General features: G+C 54.5%; 13 protein-coding genes. 5 read left to right on the top strand and 8 right to left on the bottom strand.

Annotated elements, in window-relative coordinates:
* The first annotated feature begins 242 nt into the window (after window positions 1-242).
* From GCE01_RS06300 to GCE01_RS06290, 3 genes are all read left to right on the top strand, one after another.
* Window positions 243-2,762 (top strand): glycosyltransferase family 2 protein, encoded by a 2,520-nt coding sequence (locus tag GCE01_RS06300; protein ID WP_099211734.1) that lies wholly within the window; start codon window positions 243-245, stop codon window positions 2,760-2,762.
* A gap of 59 nt (window positions 2,763-2,821) precedes the next feature.
* The gene (gene dps, locus GCE01_RS06295; protein ID WP_046900719.1) at window positions 2,822-3,361 is read left to right on the top strand and encodes a DNA starvation/stationary phase protection protein Dps; all 540 of its coding nucleotides are present in this window, start codon (window positions 2,822-2,824) and stop codon (window positions 3,359-3,361) included.
* Window positions 3,362-3,524: 163 nt separating this feature from the next.
* Window positions 3,525-4,751: a glycosyltransferase family 32 protein gene (locus tag GCE01_RS06290; protein WP_174694798.1), complete on the top strand. Its 1,227-nt coding sequence runs from the start codon at window positions 3,525-3,527 to the stop codon at window positions 4,749-4,751.
* 45 nt (window positions 4,752-4,796) lie between these two features.
* Here the strand turns inward: GCE01_RS06290 and GCE01_RS06285 are convergent, their stop codons facing one another.
* Window positions 4,797-5,207, bottom strand: coding sequence for a hypothetical protein (locus GCE01_RS06285; RefSeq protein ID WP_099211732.1), 411 nt, complete (start codon window positions 5,205-5,207; stop codon window positions 4,797-4,799).
* A gap of 218 nt (window positions 5,208-5,425) precedes the next feature.
* Here GCE01_RS06285 and GCE01_RS06280 point away from each other — a divergent pair, with 218 nt between their 5' ends.
* Window positions 5,426-6,562 (top strand): glycosyltransferase family 32 protein, encoded by a 1,137-nt coding sequence (locus tag GCE01_RS06280; protein ID WP_099211730.1) that lies wholly within the window; start codon window positions 5,426-5,428, stop codon window positions 6,560-6,562.
* 16 nt (window positions 6,563-6,578) lie between these two features.
* Here GCE01_RS06280 and GCE01_RS06275 read toward each other — a convergent pair whose 3' ends face one another.
* The 6 genes from GCE01_RS06275 to GCE01_RS06250 form a co-directional block, all read right to left on the bottom strand.
* Window positions 6,579-7,814 (bottom strand): glycosyltransferase family 4 protein, encoded by a 1,236-nt coding sequence (locus GCE01_RS06275; protein ID WP_099211728.1) that lies wholly within the window; start codon window positions 7,812-7,814, stop codon window positions 6,579-6,581.
* Window positions 7,815-7,960: 146 nt separating this feature from the next.
* A complete protein-coding gene (locus GCE01_RS06270) occupies window positions 7,961-8,884 on the bottom strand; it encodes a hypothetical protein (protein WP_099211726.1) in 924 nt (307 codons plus the stop codon).
* Between the two features lie 172 nt (window positions 8,885-9,056).
* Entirely contained in the window at window positions 9,057-12,011 is a 2,955-nt protein-coding gene (locus GCE01_RS06265; protein ID WP_099211725.1) for a glycosyltransferase, read from the bottom strand.
* 6 nt (window positions 12,012-12,017) lie between these two features.
* Complete coding sequence (locus tag GCE01_RS06260) at window positions 12,018-13,790, bottom strand: tetratricopeptide repeat protein (RefSeq protein WP_099211723.1); 1,773 nt, start codon at window positions 13,788-13,790, stop codon at window positions 12,018-12,020.
* Window positions 13,791-13,853: 63 nt separating this feature from the next.
* Window positions 13,854-15,311 carry an HlyD family type I secretion periplasmic adaptor subunit gene (locus GCE01_RS06255; RefSeq protein ID WP_174694797.1) on the bottom strand — a complete coding sequence of 486 codons (1,458 nt, stop codon included), beginning with the start codon at window positions 15,309-15,311 and terminating at the stop codon, window positions 13,854-13,856.
* Between the two features lie 3 nt (window positions 15,312-15,314).
* Window positions 15,315-17,537: a peptidase domain-containing ABC transporter gene (locus GCE01_RS06250; RefSeq protein WP_369826507.1), complete on the bottom strand. Its 2,223-nt coding sequence runs from the start codon at window positions 17,535-17,537 to the stop codon at window positions 15,315-15,317.
* Window positions 17,538-17,880: 343 nt separating this feature from the next.
* On the opposite strand from GCE01_RS06250, the gene GCE01_RS06245 reads away from it, so the two are divergent.
* Window positions 17,881-19,335: a protein adenylyltransferase SelO gene (locus GCE01_RS06245; protein WP_099211721.1), complete on the top strand. Its 1,455-nt coding sequence runs from the start codon at window positions 17,881-17,883 to the stop codon at window positions 19,333-19,335.
* A 6-nt stretch (window positions 19,336-19,341) separates the two neighbouring features.
* Here GCE01_RS06245 and GCE01_RS06240 read toward each other — a convergent pair whose 3' ends face one another.
* Entirely contained in the window at window positions 19,342-19,545 is a 204-nt protein-coding gene (locus GCE01_RS06240) for a hypothetical protein (protein ID WP_046900711.1), read from the bottom strand.
* Window positions 19,546-19,599 lie beyond the last annotated feature (54 nt).

The following is a 19,599-nucleotide window of genomic DNA, read 5'->3' as shown; positions in this document are numbered from 1 at the left end:
TGGTGCACACTGACGGCAGATGCCGCCACTTCCGTGCATTAGCCGTCCCAACCCAGAAGGACAACCGGCGTGGACCAGGCAGGGCATGAAAGATTTATGTCACTCGCGACACATTTTTTTCGCTCGATGCGAAATCAGATCACCAAGACCCGTTTCGGCAATTGATTTAACATGCCAGAAAGTAGGCCTTAATTTTGTCTTTCGATAAAATTACGAATGCATAGAAACGGAGCAGGAAACCAGTGGCGTTGAACCAATCACTCCCAACGACGTTTGGCCCATTTACTGGACATCTTGATCTGTTTGAGAATGGCACAGCTCGCGGCTGGGCGGTAGATAGTCGTAGGCAGGGATCGGTCCTACTTCACGTTTTGATCGACCAACAAGAGGTCATGCAGATCGCATGCGATCAAGAGCGACCAGACGTTCAGTCCGCCCTTCAGTTGCCCACACCAAAGGTAGGGTTTGAATTTTCCATTCCGGAAAAATTCATGGATGGAAAACGTCACGAATTTTCCATCCGTTTTCCTGATCGTACAGCTCTGCCGTTAGCCAATCCGTCAACCCCGGACGTTCCTCCTGCGGCCATCATTCATTTTTCCGAAAAATCTTTACCTCAATATCAAAGCTACATTGACGGCGTGAAGCAGGGCGCGCTTCGGGGCTGGATTCTCTGTGCTGATAAGCCGGGCGCCGAGCAGCACGGTCGATGCATGATCTCCGTCATTGTTGACGGTGTTCCAATGGCGCAATCCAGAGCAGACCGATATCGAGGAGATGTCGCAGCCATTCTGGGATGCGATCCAAACTGCGGTTTCGAAATTCCCATTCCTCAACGGCTTCGGGGGAGCGCGCCGCACAAATTCCAGGTTGTCACCCTTCCGGACCGGACCGAGCTGAACGGAAGTCCTTTTATCACGTCCCTTGCCGACGATGCTTTGGAAACACGTCTCGTTGACCTTCTGGGAACCATAGACGGGCTTCACCGGAAGCTTTCTGAATTGCGCCAGGAAGTCAGGGATCTTGTTCCGAGACGCGGCTATAACCTTGGCGATTACAATCGCTGGGCACATAAATATTACCCTCTTTTGAGAGAGCGCGTCGCCAAACAGCGTCAACTCCAGGGCAGCGCCCGCACTGAACCTCTGGTTTCCATTCTTTGTCCGACCTATCGGCCCTTGAAAAGTGACTTTGAAGCAGCCCTCAATTCAGTCCTGTCTCAGACCTACTCGAATTGGGAACTCATCATCGTTGATGATGCTGGAAAATGTGCACAGACGACTGCCGTCATTGAGCGGTTTTGCAAAGCAGACCAGCGCATCCGCGCTGTGCCTCTCGCGAAAAATGCAGGTATTTCGGGTGCAACAAATGCAGGAATGGATGCTGCTCAAGGCGACTATGTGGTCTTTTTTGACCATGATGACCTCATGGTCGATGTCGCCGTTGAAGTGATGGTTCATGCAGCTTTGGAGACAGGGGCCAAGCTCCTTTATTCGGACGAAGACAAGATCGATCAGGCCGGATATTTCCTGGAACCTAACCTGAAACCCGATTTCAATTATCGTTATCTTCTGGGCTGCAACTACATCTGTCACCTGACGATGGTTGAAGCAGAAACCATGCGTAAAATCGGCCACCTGAAGTCAGACTACGATGGCGCGCAGGACCATGACTTCGTTCTGCGGGCAACGGAAATCCTGTCGCCTTCAGAAATTCATCACGTTCCCGAAGTTCTCTATCACTGGCGTAAAACACCCAATTCCACAGCCGTTAATGTCGCCAACAAGACCTATGCCATCGAAGCAGGCGTCCGGTGTGTGCATGACCATCTCAAACGCCGAAAGATCAAAGCCAAAGTCTCTTCAATCCGTGGGCTAACGCTCTATGGCGTTGAGTGGCTGACAAAAAAAGCCCCAAAAGTCACCATTATCATTCCGTTCAAAGATCAGGTTGAAACCACGCGTCAGTGTGTTGATGCCCTCCTCAATAAAACCGCATACAAAAATTTTGATATCATTCTGGTCAACAACTGGTCAGTCGAGGATGAAACGATTGATTTCATCAGCGAGATACAGAAGCACCCGCGTGTGTCAGTCCTGACGGTTGAGGAACCCTTTAACTATTCACGCCTCAACAACCTTGCTGTTGAACAGACCAGCGCCGACTATCTGATGTTCATGAACAACGATGTTTTCGTTGAAAATTCCAACTGGCTTCATATTGCCATCGGAGAAGCCCTCGCCGCGCCAGATATCGGAGCAGTCGGCGCGAAGCTCCTCTATCCGAACGATACGATCCAGCATGCGGGCGTGATCGTCGGGCCAGCGGGCATAGGCGCTCATGTTCACCGTGGTGATCCAGTGACGGAATATGGTTACATTGGACGCACCATGCTTTCACATGAAGTCACCGCCGTCACGGCAGCAGCGATGCTGGTCCGGTCAGACGTCTTTCATGAAATTGGTGGTTTCGACGAAAAAGAACTGACAGTCGCTTATAATGACGTCGATCTTTGCCTGAAAATTCGTGATGCGGGTTATCGGATCATCTTCTCTGCAGAAGTGGTGGCCTATCATCATGAAAGCCTGTCCCGGGGTAGCGATGATCGCCCGGAACATGAAGCCCGCTTCTTTCATGAAACCCAGACCATGCTGGCCCGTTGGAGTGACAATCCACTTTTCGAACGGGATCCGTCATATCCTCGCTACTTTACAGTAGATCAGCAGCCGTTTTTCGATCTTGTGGATCCGGAAACACTGTGAAACCAAATTGAGGTTTCGGCGTTTATCCGGATAACGAACCCTCTTGCAGGAGACCTATCATGGCCACCAAGTCCAATCGCCATGTCACGCAGAACGATACAGCGGACAACACGAAAAGCGTTTCAATCGAAACGCTTAACGCCCGTCTGGCCGATCTGATTGATCTTGCCCTGATCACCAAGCAGGCACACTGGAACCTCAAGGGACCACAGTTCATCGGTGTCCACGAAATGCTGGACGGCTTCCGCACCAGCATTGACGATTTTGTGGATACGACAGCTGAGCGTGCAACACAGCTCGGCGGCACGGCATATGGGACTGTGCAGGATGTCTCCAAGAATTCATCTTGCAAGCCATACCCGACCGACATCTACCGGGTTGCAGACCATATTGCCGCTCTGATTGATCGCTACGCCACTGTTGCAAACAACGTGCGTGAAGCCATCAAGATCACGGACGAAGCAGGCGACGATGACACGTCCGACCTTTTCACCGAGGTTTCCCGTGGTCTGGACAAGCACCTGTGGTTCCTGGAAGCCCACGTGCAGGAACCGACTGGCCAGATGCGTGATGGTGACCACGAAGGCAAGCGCGCCTAATACGCGCCTGGATTACTGAGCCTGAAAACGGAGCGGTCTTTGGCCGCTCCGTTTTTTATTGTGGCACTTGCCCCTCAACAATATCGCGATTACCAATAAAGGCACAAAAGGCGCCGCCTGAGGTGAGCCTTGATCACGACTTTCCTGAAGCGGGACAATAGGCATGACTTCCGAAGATCAAACGACACACCAAGACAGCGCGGCTTGGGATCTGTCCGAATGGGAAGCCTTGAGAGAAGAAGATACGCCACCTTCCAATGCCGCCGAAGAACCTGTAGCGCCACCGGCGCCCGCTTCAGTAGAACTACCGGACCCTCAGGCTGCGGCATATCTTGCACAGCATGGCGCAGACACTGTTGAACATGCTTTTGCGCTTGCCAATATTTTGCATACAAACCGCAGCGTAGCCGAAGCCGCGACATATTACGGCCGTGCGTTTGAACTGCACTCCAAGTCTCCGACGCAGTATCCTCTGGCACAGTCCCTTTTGCAGGTCCGGCTTCTCTGCCTGCTCAAGGCAGGCCAGCCTGTTCCACAACATGAACTCGCTGAGCTGCGCAGCCTGAACATCCCATTTGCAAACTATATCGATGGGACATCCCACGCCTGGCGTGGAACGCCACCACGTGATGCCCTGAACATCATGGGCAATGCTTACGACGAGTTCCATACAGGCGAAGAAGTTGATTCTGTCGCATTGGAAGTCGCGCTTAGAGCCTCCCCCTCTGTATTTTCAGCAACTCCGCAGGGCGACGATATCTATAATCGTATTCCGCGGAAGATGTTTCTCTATTGGGACAAAAATCCGCCAGCAGAAATCCAGAAGAATTTTGACTATCACAAAGCGATCTCCAGCTTTGAAGTCAAAACCTTCGATAAGGAAGAAGCGGCTGAGTGGCTTTACGACAATTACGGGATTGAAGCCCGCACACTGTTCCTGAGTGCCCGACACCCAGCTGAGGCGGCTGATTTTCTGCGCGTCCACGTCATCCAGCTCCTTGGTGGCTGGTGGCTGGATGCCGACATTCGGGTCAAGAGCGATGCAGCGCTACAATTCATGGCAGAGCGCAAGGAAGGTTCAGCCTTCTTCCTCACGCACAATCACGTCGTTCATAATGACTTTTTTGGATCTGTTGCTAACAGCGACGTCCTGACGGACTGCCTGCTGTCCCTGTATCGGAACTGCTATCTGCATCAAGGGCTTTTCATTGCCTACAAAACGGGTCCAGGCATCTTTAACCGTGCACTGAACCGGATTGCCCATCGGTCCCTCAAGGGCCGGACACCTGCAAAATCCATCGAAGTCTTCGACCACCATGTCTTCAACGACATGATTGAAGAATTTGATACACCTTACAAAACCCAGCTGCCTTCCTGGTACACAGCCTGAGGGCTTACTGGCCCCGAAAGCTTTTCTTTCGGGGCCAGGTTTCTTTCACAGGCAGCGCTGGAGATGCTCTCTGGCAAAGCGAAAAGCATCTAGGGATGGTGCTTCATCTTCAATAGACAGTTCATCGACATCATCGCTCAAAACAGTTGAGCCTGAAGGCTGCTGAGCCATTCCCTCAAGCGCCAGCATCACAAATTTCCGAAAATCTTCTTTTCCCAACGGGGTGGGCACTTTGCCTCGCTCGCGCTGCACAACCCAGCCGCCCGTTAATGTCTGCAAGCTGCCCCAGCCGTTTTCCACATCGCCCAGAGCGCGCTCTTTCAAGGTTTCGACGGTCGCCTTGGCCAGATCTTGAATATCGTCGCTGGTCATGCGCTGAGGAGCCAGCGTTGCATCTTTCTTGATGACCCAGCCCTCAACCAAGACCGCAAGGCCAGGAAGCATTTCGCCAGACATAAAATTTTCTCCCTGCTGCCCCCGAATCTATCATTTCGGAGGATTGCCGCCATTTTATTGGGTTTGGAAAATAGCATGCCTGAGGATCACAGGAAATGTGAGTTGCACGTCTTAGATATAATCAAATTGAAGATCCTATTGCGCCTGGCTTCAGAGTAGTCCTATCTGCAAAGAGACAAAGCTACGGATTAGCTCACACATTCGCGCAAGTGGTATTGATGACTCAGAATATTGACCATGAATCCGATAATGCTCCGTCCATCACAGCGGCAACCCTCGCAGGTGACGGACAAGCCCTCGCATATTTCGAGAAACATGGCGCAGATACGGTAGAGCATTCATTTGCCATCGCAAATATTCTCCATATCCACAGCAACGTTAAAGAAGCTTCATTTTTCTACAGACGCGCCCTGGATCTGCACAGCAAGAGCCAAACAGAATATCCTTTACCACAATCACTTCTACAAGTTCGGCTCCTATGCCTTCTCAAAGCCAGTGAAGCGCTTCCTGAAGAAGAAATACTTGAATTAGAAGAATATTCGTTCCCGCAGGCGAATTATATTCGCGGAATTCGGGCGGCTTGGCGCGAAAATAATTTCGATGAAAGCCTGAAACTGATCGGAAACTGCTTCGAGGAGTTTCACTCAGGCGAAGAGATCGATCGCCTTTATCTTGAAATCGCTCTCCGCTGGATCCGCTCTTTCGGTGAAGATGGCTTTCCAAAGTCGCAGCCTCAAATACCCCATCACCTCTACATGTACTGGGACGCGAACCCGCCCGTAGAGATCAGCGAGAATATTGAATACCATCAGAACATGCTGGGAGATCGCTTTACGATCTTCACACGGGAAACAGCGACCAAGTGGTTGTACGACCACTACGGAAAGGAAGCATCCGACCTTTTCCAGCAGGTCCGTCACCCGGCAGAAGGCGCTGATCTTTTGCGCTTGCACGTCATTTTGGCAAAAGGCGGCTGGTGGATTGATGCGGACCTGCGCATCAAGTCTGATGCAGAATGGAATGCTCTCGCCACCATTCCAACGACTTGCCAGCTATTCACCACCGACAACTACGTCCTTCACAATGATTTTTTTGGAGCGACTGCCTCGCATCCAGTCATTGCCAATGCCCTGATGACCGCTTGGGCCAACATGTTCCGTCATCCCGGCCTCTACATTGCCTTCAAGACCGGCCCAGGCGTTCTGAATCGTGCCGTGAGCCGGGCGCTCTTCCAGAGCCTGGAACTCAAGGCACAGCTTCCCGTGCTTCGGATAGATGACCAAGCCCGTTTCAATGACTTCGTTGAAGAGTATGAGGTGCATTACAAGGGTAACGCATCCTGGCACAGTCAGTAAGAAACTGGCTGTATCGTCAGCGGTGGTGCCCGCTGACGATTTCCTGCACCAGAGCGTCATAGCGCTTCAGGTAACCCTGTAGACACAACTCAGCTTCAGCATAGCGGCGCGCATCCTGCCCCAGACGACGCGCCTGCTTGCGGTCTTCGAGCAGTTCCAGAACCACATCCGCAATACGATCCGGCTCAAGGAACGGTACTAGCCGCCCTGTTAGGCCATCTGTGATAAACTCGCTGACAGGTGCTGTATCACTTCCAACAATCGGACAGCCCGTTGCCATAGCCTCTCTCAGGGACCAGGACGCAACGAATGGATATGTCAGATATAGATGCGCATCTGAGCGCTTCAACAGAGCTCGGAAGTCGTCATAGGCAACCTTGCCCACAAAATGGATTCTGCTGAGGTCCAGTTGGCCCTCAAGCTCCTTGAGCAGGATCTCGCGCCAACTTCCCCGCCCCGGCGGAGGAGCGCCATAGCTTACCTGATCACCGCCCACCATGATGATATGAGCATCTTTACGTTCAGCAAAAATACGAGGCAGGGCACGCATTACAGAGTGAAAACCGCGATACGGCTCCAGATTACGCGCGACATACGTAATAAGAGCATCCCTTGGACCGATCTTGACGCCATTAATGACGAGATTGCGCTTCCGAGCTTGTGGCTCTGGCTTGCAAAGATCGAGGTTTACACCTTCGCGAAGAAGCGAAATTTTCTCCTGTGCCCAGGCCGGATAAGTTGATCGCTGAAACTGTGTTGGCGTCTGGCCGTAGCCATTGGTCTGGGAAAGAGCTTGTAGATTGATCGAATTCTTGATTCGTACCGCAGCCGCAAGGTCCGGGCTGGACGGAAACTCAGGGTCGAACCCCACATCGTTCCGGTCGGCGTGATAGAAAAACTCGAAATATCCGAGTATTGGACACCCTGGAAAAACATCCCCGAGGTTCAGGAGCTCTCCCCAGCCGTGATGCCCGATGATGATGTCAGGCTCGTACCCTAACTGCTTAAGAGTTTTAGCAGCGGTCGCAACGGCTTCTGCTCGGAGTATCCCGTATTCAAATTCTCTGAGATGGGGATGTGTAGATGAGGATGGCAAACGAGGCACCCGATAGATGACGCGCCTGACTCCAGGCACCTCACCCGCATTTGCCTCGGAAATGAAAACAATTTCATGGCCACCCTGCTCATGCAGGTGGCGCACGAAATGTAAGAACTGGCCGGGAAAATTCTGATGAACAAAAAGGAAGCGCACACCAAATCCCGGCTGCTGGAGAAGATCTAGCCCCTAAGAGGTCAAATAACAAAAGACCTCAGGTGCCGTATGAAGCGACCCTTGTCATGTGCAAGAGCCCGTAGAGGCTGTTCTCACTCCGGGGAGTGAACAGCCCTCTACTCAATTCAGTCTGCAGAGCTTGCCTTGCGTTTGGCAGGCGCCTTGGTTGTCTTTGTGGCCTTGCTCGCAGCGGCCTTTGCCGGCGCCTTCACTGGGGCCTCTTCGGCGGCATCATTCGGAATAATTTCAAGCAAGAACGCCTCAAGCGGAGCAAGGCTGTCTGCTTCAAGTGCATCCGTCCCGTCTACAGGGCCCAGACGTGTGCCATCCGTGAACGTGGAAGACAGGCGTACATGATGCGTCTGCGCTGACTCACCCTTCAACCGCACGCGCAGTCCGAGAATTGGCAGTGCCATTCCACGGGAACCACAGTACTGACCGCCTTCGGACCAAGGGGAGAGCCATCCCTTACCCAGAACAGCCTGATACTCGATGTCGGACGTCGGAATACTGGTTTTCGGAGCGATGGCAAAACCTTCGATCCACGCCTGACTGCCCGGCGTGCCCATCCATTCCCCGATCGGAGCAGCGACGTCGCCTTGACGCTGAACATGGGCAGAAATCTCTGCCACGCCCGCTGCTGCCGGTGCAGGAGCCGCTGCAGATTCGGCCACAGCAACAGCGGCAGGAGCTGTCGACGTAGGACCGGCGAGCTGAGCGACCTGAATTTTGGGAGCTTCGGCTTGGCTATTCGGCTCCTGATACGTCGTCACCAGAACAGCAGCAGGGCCACGCGTCACGCGGACCAGAGCAGCACCATTGGATGCACCGATCCAGCCATCTTCCTCAAAGGTGCTGACTGTTACGATGCCAGCGGGCGTCCCGGGTGCGCGGGAGATACGGACGCCAGGCAGACCGGCAGGACCCGGTGCAGGTTGCCCGGCGGCATGGAAGATGCAGAAGATACCTGCATCCAGCACCATCATGTGAGCACCAGCCTTGAGGTCAATGACCCGATTCTGCGTCGGTGCTTCAGCCGTCTTTGACATTCCCTACTCCACTTGTTCCCGTCTATCGGGAGGAAAAAAATCTTCAGGTCCGCGCTACACCAGACACTCCATAACTGGAGGACCAGTCTATGAGCTGTCTTCAGGAAGGATGATCTGCTCTGTTCCTGTTTTATATTTTACTCTTTCCAGTCGAAGCGTAAACCCGTTCATCTCAACTTCCCTGACGCCAGCAACGCAAAATAAAAGCCAGCATTAACTCAACAGGCATACCCAAGGGCATGACGCCCCCGCGACCACTACGTTTCACGCGCTCTGACTGCGCACCGATATCGAAGCACACCACAGGCAAGCCGCTTTTCCATAATAACCCCAATGCATAGCACCAGGTTTCAGGCGCAATAGAGGGAATAAGGCCTATATCGGCATATTGCTTCTGAACAAGGCTAACAGCCTCGTCCTCCCGGTATTCTCCTGTAACTCGGACGCCAGCTGCAATTAAAGCTTGATCATCTGGCGTATGTCCCACAAGTATCAACTCGATCTGGACGGGCATTCTTGCAACATGATGGGCCATTTCCAGAACAACGTCATAGCCTTTCCATTGACTCAATCCACCAACAATACAGATTCGCAATGGGCGACCCGGCACAATTATTGTCTTTTCAGGCAGATTGGCCAGTAGAGCGACATCGTCTTCCAGGGGTGTGACACGGAAATCCATACCAGGAAAATGGCGTGACAGACGCTGTGCAGTATCTCGTGACGGCACTAGTAGTTGCTCTGCGCCACGAAACTCCCGGTCAGATCGCTCTATCAACTCGGGGACGGTGATATTTTCCCCAAGATAGCTTCCCCAGCGTGAGACACAGGCTTCACATCCAGCGACATCCGGTTCCCCGCAATATCGACCCTCCCCATTGAGAAGCGAAATACGGGGACAGAACCAGATATGATCATGAATGAAGATATCATACGGAACGTTCAGCGCGTGATGGAGCGTCCGAATGCAGGGCGCATGACCAACAAGGTGGTGCCACTCCACTTTCTGCACACCAAGCCGAGACAGGACATCCACAAGAAATGGAAGCTCTTCCGGCAGCTTGAATTTCAGATTGGGGAAAGTCTCCGTTTCGTCCGACAAACACTCTAACAGGCAGCCCTGCTCCGTCGGCCGCAACCCGAGAGGCAAGAGGCCCCGCCGCTCAAAGTCGACTGCTCTGTGATGAACGGCACGCCCTACGCCACCGCCAGCATCATGTTGAATAAGTAAAATTGACGGCCGGTTACCTCGGCGTTGCGCCAGACGATCCACATCCAGCGTTCTGCGGAGTTCCAAAAGCGGGTCAGACTTCAAAAAAGCAGCAACTACCGCGTCATATCCGGGATGCAGGGCATTCAAAATATCGAGGTTTCGCGCCATCAGCGCCTTGCGGCTGCTTCCGAAAGACACTGATCCCACATGGGCGACATACACATCAGGCGCAGGAAAATGACGAAAACCCAGAGCCGACGCTCGCAGGCAGAAGTCGTTTTCCTCCCCGTATCCCTGGCCAAACAGATCTTCGCGAAAGAAGCCTGTTTCAGCCAGACAGTCCGCCGTAATGGCCATGCAAAAGCCATTGCCCGTCGGAAGGTCTATCTGGGCGGCATCCGCGGAAAACTGACGCGCGCACAAACGATCCAGCTCTCTAGCCTTAGCTCTGGCAGGAACGTTGTTTGTCTGGTCAACTGCCGGATAGGACAGGATACTGGCATCATTCGAAAAGGGTGTCAGTGTGCCAACATCCGTCGTGGTCAGACGAGCGCGCAAACGCTCGACCCATCCCGGAAACACAATGGTATCGCTGTTCAGGAGAATAATATCCCGGCCAGACCCCGCACGCATTCCATCATTCGCGGAGGTGGGGAAACCAAGATTGCAGGCGTGGCGAAGGAGAGTAATCTGCCCTTTTAAAGCAAGATCATCCAACGCCGCAGCCAAGGCAGGCTCTGGTGTGGCATCGTCCACCACAATGACATCAACATCCGCAGGGACGGTTTTCAGTACACTTTGCAGACAGGCGAGCGTCCCCGCTTTGTCACGATAGACCGGAATGACAATCGTGCATCCGGGGCTCACCCGACCATAAGCCGGACGATGGTTCCACGGCACAACCGGAGTGGGGGACAAGCGCGCTGGAAGATCATTATCTCCTTCCAGAAGCTGTCCAATCATCGGATCAACTGGGGCACCGGACAACGGCCTCTCATGTTCATCCTCGACCATCAGAAGGCCGTTATCCCCAGCTGGCAGCGCATTCCTTGGAATGGCAAAGACACGAGGCCTTGAGAGGGGAACGTCACTATCCACGTTCGTCGCCAGGGCCGGAACCTGCAAGACGTCTCCGTCCCAAAGTCGAAGGGACGGCACATGATCAGGCTCGGCCGGATACCAGATCCAACCGTCCAGACCGCTGGCTGTGGCCTGCACAAGAGACTCACAGCGCGTTAATGCCTGAATGTCGATCGGACTTCCCAGAACCTGCTTTCGCCCTGACCGAATTTCCAGACGGCGGCCCTTCTGCCACCCGTCAGGTAAAGTGTGGCGCCCACTGACCCCGCGCCCAACGGCCACACCATCTAGCAGAACGCGGCAGATTCCAGACAACTGAACGTCAACCCACCCCCCATTTGACGCCGTGCACCAGCCCGCAAGTCCGCTCTGTATCGAAAGCTGCGTCGCAAGCTCCCGAAGCTCTGGCAGGATGTGGAAACGTGACAGGGTTTGTCCCATCCGGGACGCCGCTTCTTCTGTCCGGTTTTGTCTGACCAGACACACGACTGACAGGAAGGCCGCCTCACGCAGTCCAAAGACGTAATACAACTGCTCCATACGAATGAGACATTCAGCGACCCGGCCTACCTGCAAATAAGCAAGCGCCAGAGCCCACGTCACATTTGGGCTCTGACGGGCCATGCGCTCGGCCCGTTCAAGCCAGAAGAGGCCATCCTGCAAACGCCCGGTCTGCATTGCCTCCTGACCACGCCTGAAGGCCGTCTGCGCCCGGGCGTTCATGACGTCCCGCCACTCTGCCCTCTCCTGATCTGTAACTTCGTGACCGTACCCACCAAAAGCCGCGCGGGAGGTCGTACCGGTCAGATCCGGGCGCTCTTTGTCAGAAGACACGTAAAATCAATCGTCCTCGTCGGCGCGGGCATCATCGAGATTAATAAGTTCGGCTTCCGCGTCCTGAATGCCCTGAGCCTTGGCGCGTTCCAGCCAGCTCCGTCCCTCAACGAGATCCGTCACACCCGCAATGCCACGCACCAGATATCGGCCCAACATCAGCTGCGCCAGGCCATTTCCCCGCTGGGCCGCCTTTCGAAACCATTTTTGTGCGTCTGACCGGTTCTCTTCAACGTCATGACCGCCGCCATACATTGCAGCCAATGAGAACATTGCGTCTGTATTTCCGCTGTCTGCTGCTGCCTGGTAAAGACTTAGAGCCCGCGCATGGTCACGCCGACCATTGATTTGCCCCGTTACCAAAAGCTGAGCAACGGCGACCTGAGCTTCAGCCATACCCGCATCGGCGGCCTTTTCCATCCAATGCATTGCCTGTGTCGGGTCAGGCTGAACGCCGCGCCCTTCCAACAACATCCGCCCGTACCAGAACTGCGCATTCACAACGCCGTCTGTGGCTTTCTGCATCCAGCGGGCTGCTTCCGCTGCATCCTGCGTGCTGCCGACCCCTTCCGCAAAGCATACGCCCAGATTAAAGGCTCCAACCAGATCACCCTTTTCGGCAGCGCGCTCAAAACGTTCCTTCAGGGCCTGCTTCTGATCATCTGTCGCAGACGCGCCGGTCAAAATCAGATTGCCGAAATCTGCATCGGCATGGTGATCTCCGGACTCTGAGGCCACACGAAACCAGTGCGTCGCTACATCAGGGTCTCGGTGGACACCATTCCCAGTCAGGTAAAGCAATCCAAGGGCGCGTGCTGCCCCACCGTGTTTCTGCTCTGCAGCCAGCCGATACCAGCTCGCCGCCTCCATAAGATTAGGTGGCAGCTCTCCGCCCTTGGCATAAAGGTCCCCCAGGAGCGCAGCAGACTCTGCATCTCCGTTCAGGGCAGCACGGCGCAACCAGGTTTCAGCACGCCCATAGTGCAGCTCAACACCAACGCCCTCCAGCAGAAACAGGCCGTAACGTGCCTGTGCGCCGACGATATTACGCTCAGCAGCCTGACGGTAATAGCGGGCCGCAGCCCCCATATCCTGTGGAACACCTGCACCGGCTTCACTCATGCGACCAAGAATGTCGAAGGCAGTGCCTAAGCCGCCCTTGGTTGCCTCTTTCAAATGGGATGCAGCAATCTTCCGGGCATCCTCCGTCTCTGCTGAATGTAAAATAGCCAGTGCCAGCCCCAGATGGCCCTGAGAGCATCCGGCTGCAGCAGACTGTTCGTACAAAGCACGAGCCCGAGGAAGATCACGCAGGTCTTCCGGGCCATTCGTGAGAATATAGCCCAGCAAAGCTTGAGCATCGGCCGAACCCGCATCTGCGGCGACCTGCGCCCAGTGACGGCCCTGATGAAAATCAGAGTGCCTTTCTCCAGAGACGGGACGGGCAGAAAGATCCAGTCCTGCCGTTTGTGCCCGAATTTCGAAGCCTTCGGGAAGACCAACGGTATAAAGCGTGGCCAGCACAAAAGTCGCTTCGACATGACCGGCTTCTGCAGCGCCCAGAATCCAGCGAGCACCTTCTTCCAGGCTGGGGGGAACACCAGCTCCGTCCAGATAGGCCCGCCCGACGCGAAAGGACGCCTCCATGTCGCCTTGAGCCGCCATACGGCTCAACAGAGCGAAACCACGAACGGTTTCCCCCGTCTCCATCAAATGGATCGCCTGCTCCAGCTTTCCTTTGGAAGAGAGGAGAGACGTAATGCGGCGCTTGAATGTCATGTTGCTCAACTCGGGTACGGCAAAAATGTAAAACGCCCGGACTGGCCGGGCGTTTTCTCAGCCTTATGGCTCTCTCATACCCTCTGTCAGGGTCGGGGTCAGACGACTGAAGAGGTATTGGAGAATGGTCCGCTTTCCAACGTCGATATCAGCTGTCGTTGGAACACCAGGTGCCGGATGGAAGAAATCTGGCTGCCCGTGAAGCGTGTAACGATCAATCCGGAGACGGACCCTGTAATAGACGTCATCACTGACGCCACCGGAAACCGCACTGGCATCACCTCCCGCTCCAGCGCTGGACTTATCGAAGGAGTCTGCGCTGATAACCCGCACAGTTGCCTCAGCACCGCCATATTGGGTGAAAGGAAATGCAGCAAACTTTACGAGAGCATGATCACCGATTTTGATGAAGGCCGCGTCAGAGGCGCGAACCACTGATTCCATCTCAACGCCATACCCCGTGGGGACAAGCGTCATGAACTGACCAGCCGACTGAAGCACGGAGCCAATGGATGCCTTCGCAATCGTAAGGACAACGCCATCTTCCGGTGCCTTCAGCAGAATCAGGTCCTGCCGCAGACGGGCTTTCTCGTAGGAGCTGTTGTATTCATCAAGATGATGCTGGGTCTCGGTCAAGGTCGTGTAGACCTGCGCCTTCCAGTTCTCGATGTAGCTGTCGCGTTCCGCCCGCATGGCTGCAAGCTTGTTTTCGGCAGAATTGGCGTTCTGCTGGGCAGAAATTTCGGCCCGCTCTGCTTCCATCATATCGTTCTGCGCGGCAAGCGTGGAGAGACGTGATCCAACCTGATCCGCCTGCTCATGCTGCCGCATTTTCAGAACTTCATCGGCGACCCGCATCTTGCTGGCATACATGGCTGCATTGGCACGGTATCCCTGCATATCGCTTTGCAAGCCAGCGATCTGTTGATCGTAATTCTGGATATGGGCGAGATATTCATTGCGACGACGCAGGAAAGCCGCACCCTGCCGAACAGATGCAGGGTTTGACGTATCAACATGGTAATCCTGATCGTCAGCTTCTGCTTTCAGACGATCCAGTTCAGCCTGATATGAATCTCGCTGCTCGGCCATATTGGTCATGTCAGCTTTCGTGATGGTCGGGTCCAGATGTGCGAGCACCTGGCCTTTCTTCACAAAATCGCCGACCTGAACATCAATCGAGTGAACAATCGACGTTTCCAGCGGCTGAACAACAATGGTCGGCTGGGTAGAAACCAGACGTCCCGTCGTGCTGACAATTCGATTGAGCGGAAACAAAGCCATTCCTGCCAGACACGCGAGGAACAGGCCTCCAATCAGCCAAATTGTATACCGCGCAGATGCCGTGGCGGGCAGATTGACCAGACCAGCCGTCGGAGAATGAAACTCCAGCAGCGCAATAGGCATGCCCTGTGGAGCAAACGGATCTGTTGCCGTCCGCGGAACATGGCTGGTGTAGTTTTCACTACCATTCTCTTCAGGAGCCTGGTCGTTGTTCGGGATCATGTCGGAGGAGCTCATGTCTTATTCTCCTTCGGCCAGTTGGTCTGCATCATCTGGAGACGCCGAAGCATTCATATGACGGTTCTGCTGCATCCAGAGCGTGCGATAGATTTCGCAGCGTTCCAGAAGAACATGATGCGGTGCGATATCCATGAGCTTGCCTCTGTCCATCACAGCGATCTGATGGCAGTTCACAAGGGAAGAAAGGCGATGGGAAACGATCACCATCGTGCGCCCCTTACCAATCCGCTGAAGATTGGCATTCACCAGCGCTTCGGATTCCGGATCGAGCGCCGAAGTTGCTTCGTCCAGAATCATCAGTTTCGGATCACAAATGACAGCACGGGCAATCGCCAGTCTCTGTCGCTGACCACCAGAGATATTGGTGGAGCCTTCTTCAATCCAGGTATCATACCCGGCTGGCATTCTTTCGATAAATTCCTCTGCTCCCGCGAGGCGAGCAGCACGAACGACATCGTCAATCGTCAGGCCAGGACGACCTGCTGTGATGTTATCACGCACTGTTCCACGGAACAGGAAGTTATCCTGCAGAACCACACCGAAAGAACGGCGCAGATGGGTCAGATTGATTTCACGCAGGTCTACACCGTCCAGACGCAGATACCCGGTATAATTGCGACTGACACCCTGCAAGAGACGGGTAACGGTCGATTTACCCGAACCTGAACGTCCCACCAGCCCAAGCATGGTGCCGGCAGGAACTTCGAACGCCACATTATCCAGAGCCTTCGTAGTCGAGCCCGGATAGGAGAAGTTGACGTCCATGAAGGAGAGGGCACCCTTGATCCGGGGCCGCATTCCTGTCGTAAGAGCCTTCGTTTCGGTCGGCTGGTTAAGCACTGCACCCGCCTCAACCAGCGAGACCGTTACTTCATTGATGGCTTCCATCAACTTAGCCAGCCCCACCAGAGGGGCTGCGACACGCCCACCCAGCATCATGAAGCCTGCCAGCGAACCGGCCTGCATGTTGCTTGCATTGGTCAGCACAAGATACGCACCAACAAGAATCACACCACGGTTGATGAACGCATCAAACGGCATGACCAGCGTCTGCGGCCAGTTGGACATACGTCCCGCTGCCAGCTTCCAGCGAACCACATCAGCTGTTTTCTGATCCCACTCTTCGCGACGGGTCGATTCCAGCGCAAGGGTCTTGACGGTTCGAATACCAGCGACCGTCTCATAGAGGGTCGAGCCACGATTCATTTCAGCGCGGATCTGCCGCCCCATAACGCGCGTCACAGCGGGGAGGAAAAGAACCACGATCAGGCCGATACAACCTGCGGATGCGAGCGTCAGCCAGGCTAGTGTCGAACTCAGCAGGAAAAGAACCGGAAGAATCACAACCAGTGTAAAGAGGTCCAGCATTGTGGACATCAACTGGCCGGTGAGAAAGTCACGGACTTTGAAGACCGCAACAAAGCGGCCCAGAATTTCACCCGTCTGCTCGCGTTCATAGAATTCCAGCGGCAGGGCAAGCAGACGATTGAAAGCGTGCAACGAAATTCTTGCGTCCAGCCGGGACGAAAGAACAAGAGACAGTTCCCGCCGCGCATACGTCAGAAGAATTTCGTAGAACGTCAGAATCAGCACAAAAGACGACAACGAGACCAGCGTCGCCATGGAATGGTAATTTACGACGCGATCCAACACCTGCATGACAATCAGAGCCGGGAAGATCTGAAGAATACTCAGGATCATGGATGCGAAGGCAATGTCCCGAAGGATCTTCTTCTCTCGCATTGCCATCTTGGCAAACCAGAGCAGATCAAACCGCGCATCAGCCTCGGATTCATCACGACGACGCTTTACGAGAAGCACATCGCCTGTCCAAACCTGCGACAGACGGAGTTCATCTACCGGGATGGGCGTGTCGCCATCCCCTCCCATCGGATCACGGAGCCAGACAACGCCTTTTTCAGGGTTTGTCGCCACCATGAGGCCGGCCGAGCCGTCCTTGAACATCAGAACAACAGGAGGAGAGTTCTGCAGACGCAAAAGATAGCGCCACTTCAGACGCATTCCCTTGGCAACCGCGCCCTGTTCGTTCAGCCAGCGCGCAAGAGATGCGGGAGACGGTGTGTTCTCCCCAGGCTCCGCAGCAAAATCTCGGATATCGAGTTCAAGCCCATGAAACCGGGCTGCAGCCAAAGCGGCATATAGTCGGATGACTGCCGGGCTTACGTCCCTTCCGGGGCCAGACACGCGCTGGGTTTGATCCACGAAACGTCCTCTATGCTGTGGTCCCGCACAGGCGGCATCAAAGGCAGAAATGCCCGTTCATATTTCATGAATAGAGAATACTGTCTTTTCCGTCACCTCCCCCTGTCTTCGCGAATGGAAAAATCTTTACAAAATACAGTCACTCCCGGCTCGAATCTGCTTAGGTTTACATAAAGATAAAGCCAACAACTGTTGGTTGAACTGTTGTGACCTCACATCTTTGCATCCGGATGCCCATGTTTTCCGAACAATGAGTGACCGGAAAATTTCTTGATTTCTTTTCTTTCCCAATCAGGAAACCTATCTCTCGAAGCTCTGTCACACGGGCACACAAGGATGTTGCATGCAGATCTCCCGGCATTATGCCTCCCTGCCCGAGCGCTTTTCGAGCGCATTGGCCCCTCGTCCCTTTCGTAATCCGCAACTGGTTGCCCTGAACGAACCGCTCGCCACACGTCTCGGGCTCGATACTCACTGGCTTTGCCAAAAAGATGGCCTTGCCTTCCTGAGTCAGGGTCAGCGCCCTGACGGAGCGCCACCCGTTGCTATGGCCTATGCCGGGCATCAATTCGGGCATTTTGTTCCTTCGCTCGGGGACGGCCGCGCAATGCTGGTCGGAGAACTGACGGACAGACAGGACAAAGTGTGGGATCTGCACCTCAAGGGATCAGGCCCTACGCCATTTTCCCGTCGGGGAGACGGCCATGCGGCTTTGGGGCCTGTTTTACGGGAATACCTGGTCAGCGAAGCCATGGCCGCACTCGGCATTCCCACAACACGTGCGCTTGCAGCCCTCACGACAGGTGAGAACGTCGTTCGAGAGACGCTTATGCCGGGGGGCGTAATTGCACGGGTCGCCTCTACGCACGTCAGGGTCGGGACATTCCAGTTCTTCGCTGCACGCCAGGATCGAGAAGGCCTGACGCTCCTCGTAGATCATGTCATTGAACGGCTCTATCCTGAGCTAGCAGACAGCCCAAACCGGGCCTTGGCGCTTTTAAATGCCGTCGTTGACCGCCAAGCTCGGCTGATTGCCCAATGGATGCTGGTCGGATTTATTCATGGCGTCATGAACACCGACAACATGTCCATTGCGGGAGAAACGATCGACTTTGGCCCCTGCGCCTTCCTTGATAGCTACGACCCCGGAAAAGTCTTTAGCTTCATTGATCAGAATGGCCGGTATGCCTACGGGCAACAGCCGGATATGGCGCTCTGGAATTTAGGTCGCCTGGCAGAAGCACTTTTGCCATGCATTGATGCTGATACTGATCACGCAGTCAGCCTTGCGACAGACACGCTGAGCCGTTTCGATAGCATTTTCGGGGAAGCTTATCTTTCCGGATGGCGTCGAAAGCTCGGCCTGTTCTCGGAAGGTCGGACGGATACGACCCTTATCTCCCGTCTTTTAACCATGATGCATCGTGACGAGGCGGACTTTACGCTCACGTTCCGGCACCTGAACACCGTGGCCCGCACAGACGACACCACAGGTTTTCTGGCTCAGTTCAAAGACAGGGAAGCTGCCACTTCGTGGCTACAAAGCTGGAAAGAAAGACTGGATACGGAAGATCAAACGGCTGACGAGCGTTTTGCGCTCATGCAGGCAAGCAATCCCCGAATTATTCCCCGCAATCACCGGATTGAAGCAGCCATCAAATCTGCACTAACTGGGGATTATACCCTCTTCTACCAGCTCGCCGCAGCCCTCGCTCGCCCGTTCGAGGACGCCGATGACGGGCTCGATCTGCCACCAGCCTCGAACGAGCATGTCCGCAATACGTTCTGTGGGACCTGAAGATATTTAGGCTGGCTGAAATGTCAGGCGACTGTTGTTGAACAGGCGTCTGACCTGACAGTACAGAGCCAGAAGATCCGGCATGCAGGTGTTGTGGAGTGCGCGCACACTTTCATGCGTTGCGTAGAACCGGAGAGTATCCATCCCACGATTCATGATGGCCGTGCCCAGAAACACGCCGTTCACATGAATAACCTTGGAATTCAGCATCAGTCTTGACCTCAGTTGCCCTTCCGCCCCAGGAAGAACCTATCTTTCCACGCC

Source organism: Gluconobacter cerinus (genome assembly GCF_002723935.1).
Lineage (GTDB): Bacteria > Pseudomonadota > Alphaproteobacteria > Acetobacterales > Acetobacteraceae > Gluconobacter > Gluconobacter cerinus.
This window is presented reverse-complemented; position numbering and strand designations above follow the sequence as displayed.

Coding starts and splice junctions, on each gene's coding strand:
- GCE01_RS06240 (WP_046900711.1), bottom strand. CDS start 19,545: ATGCTGAATTCCAAGGTTATTCATGTGAACGGCGTGTTTCTGGGCACG.
- GCE01_RS06270 (WP_099211726.1), bottom strand. CDS start 8,884: ATGTCAAAGACGGCTGAAGCACCGACGCAGAATCGGGTCATTGACCTC.
- GCE01_RS06255 (WP_174694797.1), bottom strand. CDS start 15,311: ATGAGCTCCTCCGACATGATCCCGAACAACGACCAGGCTCCTGAAGAG.
- dps (WP_046900719.1), top strand. CDS start 2,822: ATGGCCACCAAGTCCAATCGCCATGTCACGCAGAACGATACAGCGGAC.
- GCE01_RS06260 (WP_099211723.1), bottom strand. CDS start 13,790: ATGACATTCAAGCGCCGCATTACGTCTCTCCTCTCTTCCAAAGGAAAG.
- GCE01_RS06245 (WP_099211721.1), top strand. CDS start 17,881: ATGCAGATCTCCCGGCATTATGCCTCCCTGCCCGAGCGCTTTTCGAGC.
- GCE01_RS06285 (WP_099211732.1), bottom strand. CDS start 5,207: ATGTCTGGCGAAATGCTTCCTGGCCTTGCGGTCTTGGTTGAGGGCTGG.
- GCE01_RS06290 (WP_174694798.1), top strand. CDS start 3,525: ATGACTTCCGAAGATCAAACGACACACCAAGACAGCGCGGCTTGGGAT.
- GCE01_RS06280 (WP_099211730.1), top strand. CDS start 5,426: ATGACTCAGAATATTGACCATGAATCCGATAATGCTCCGTCCATCACA.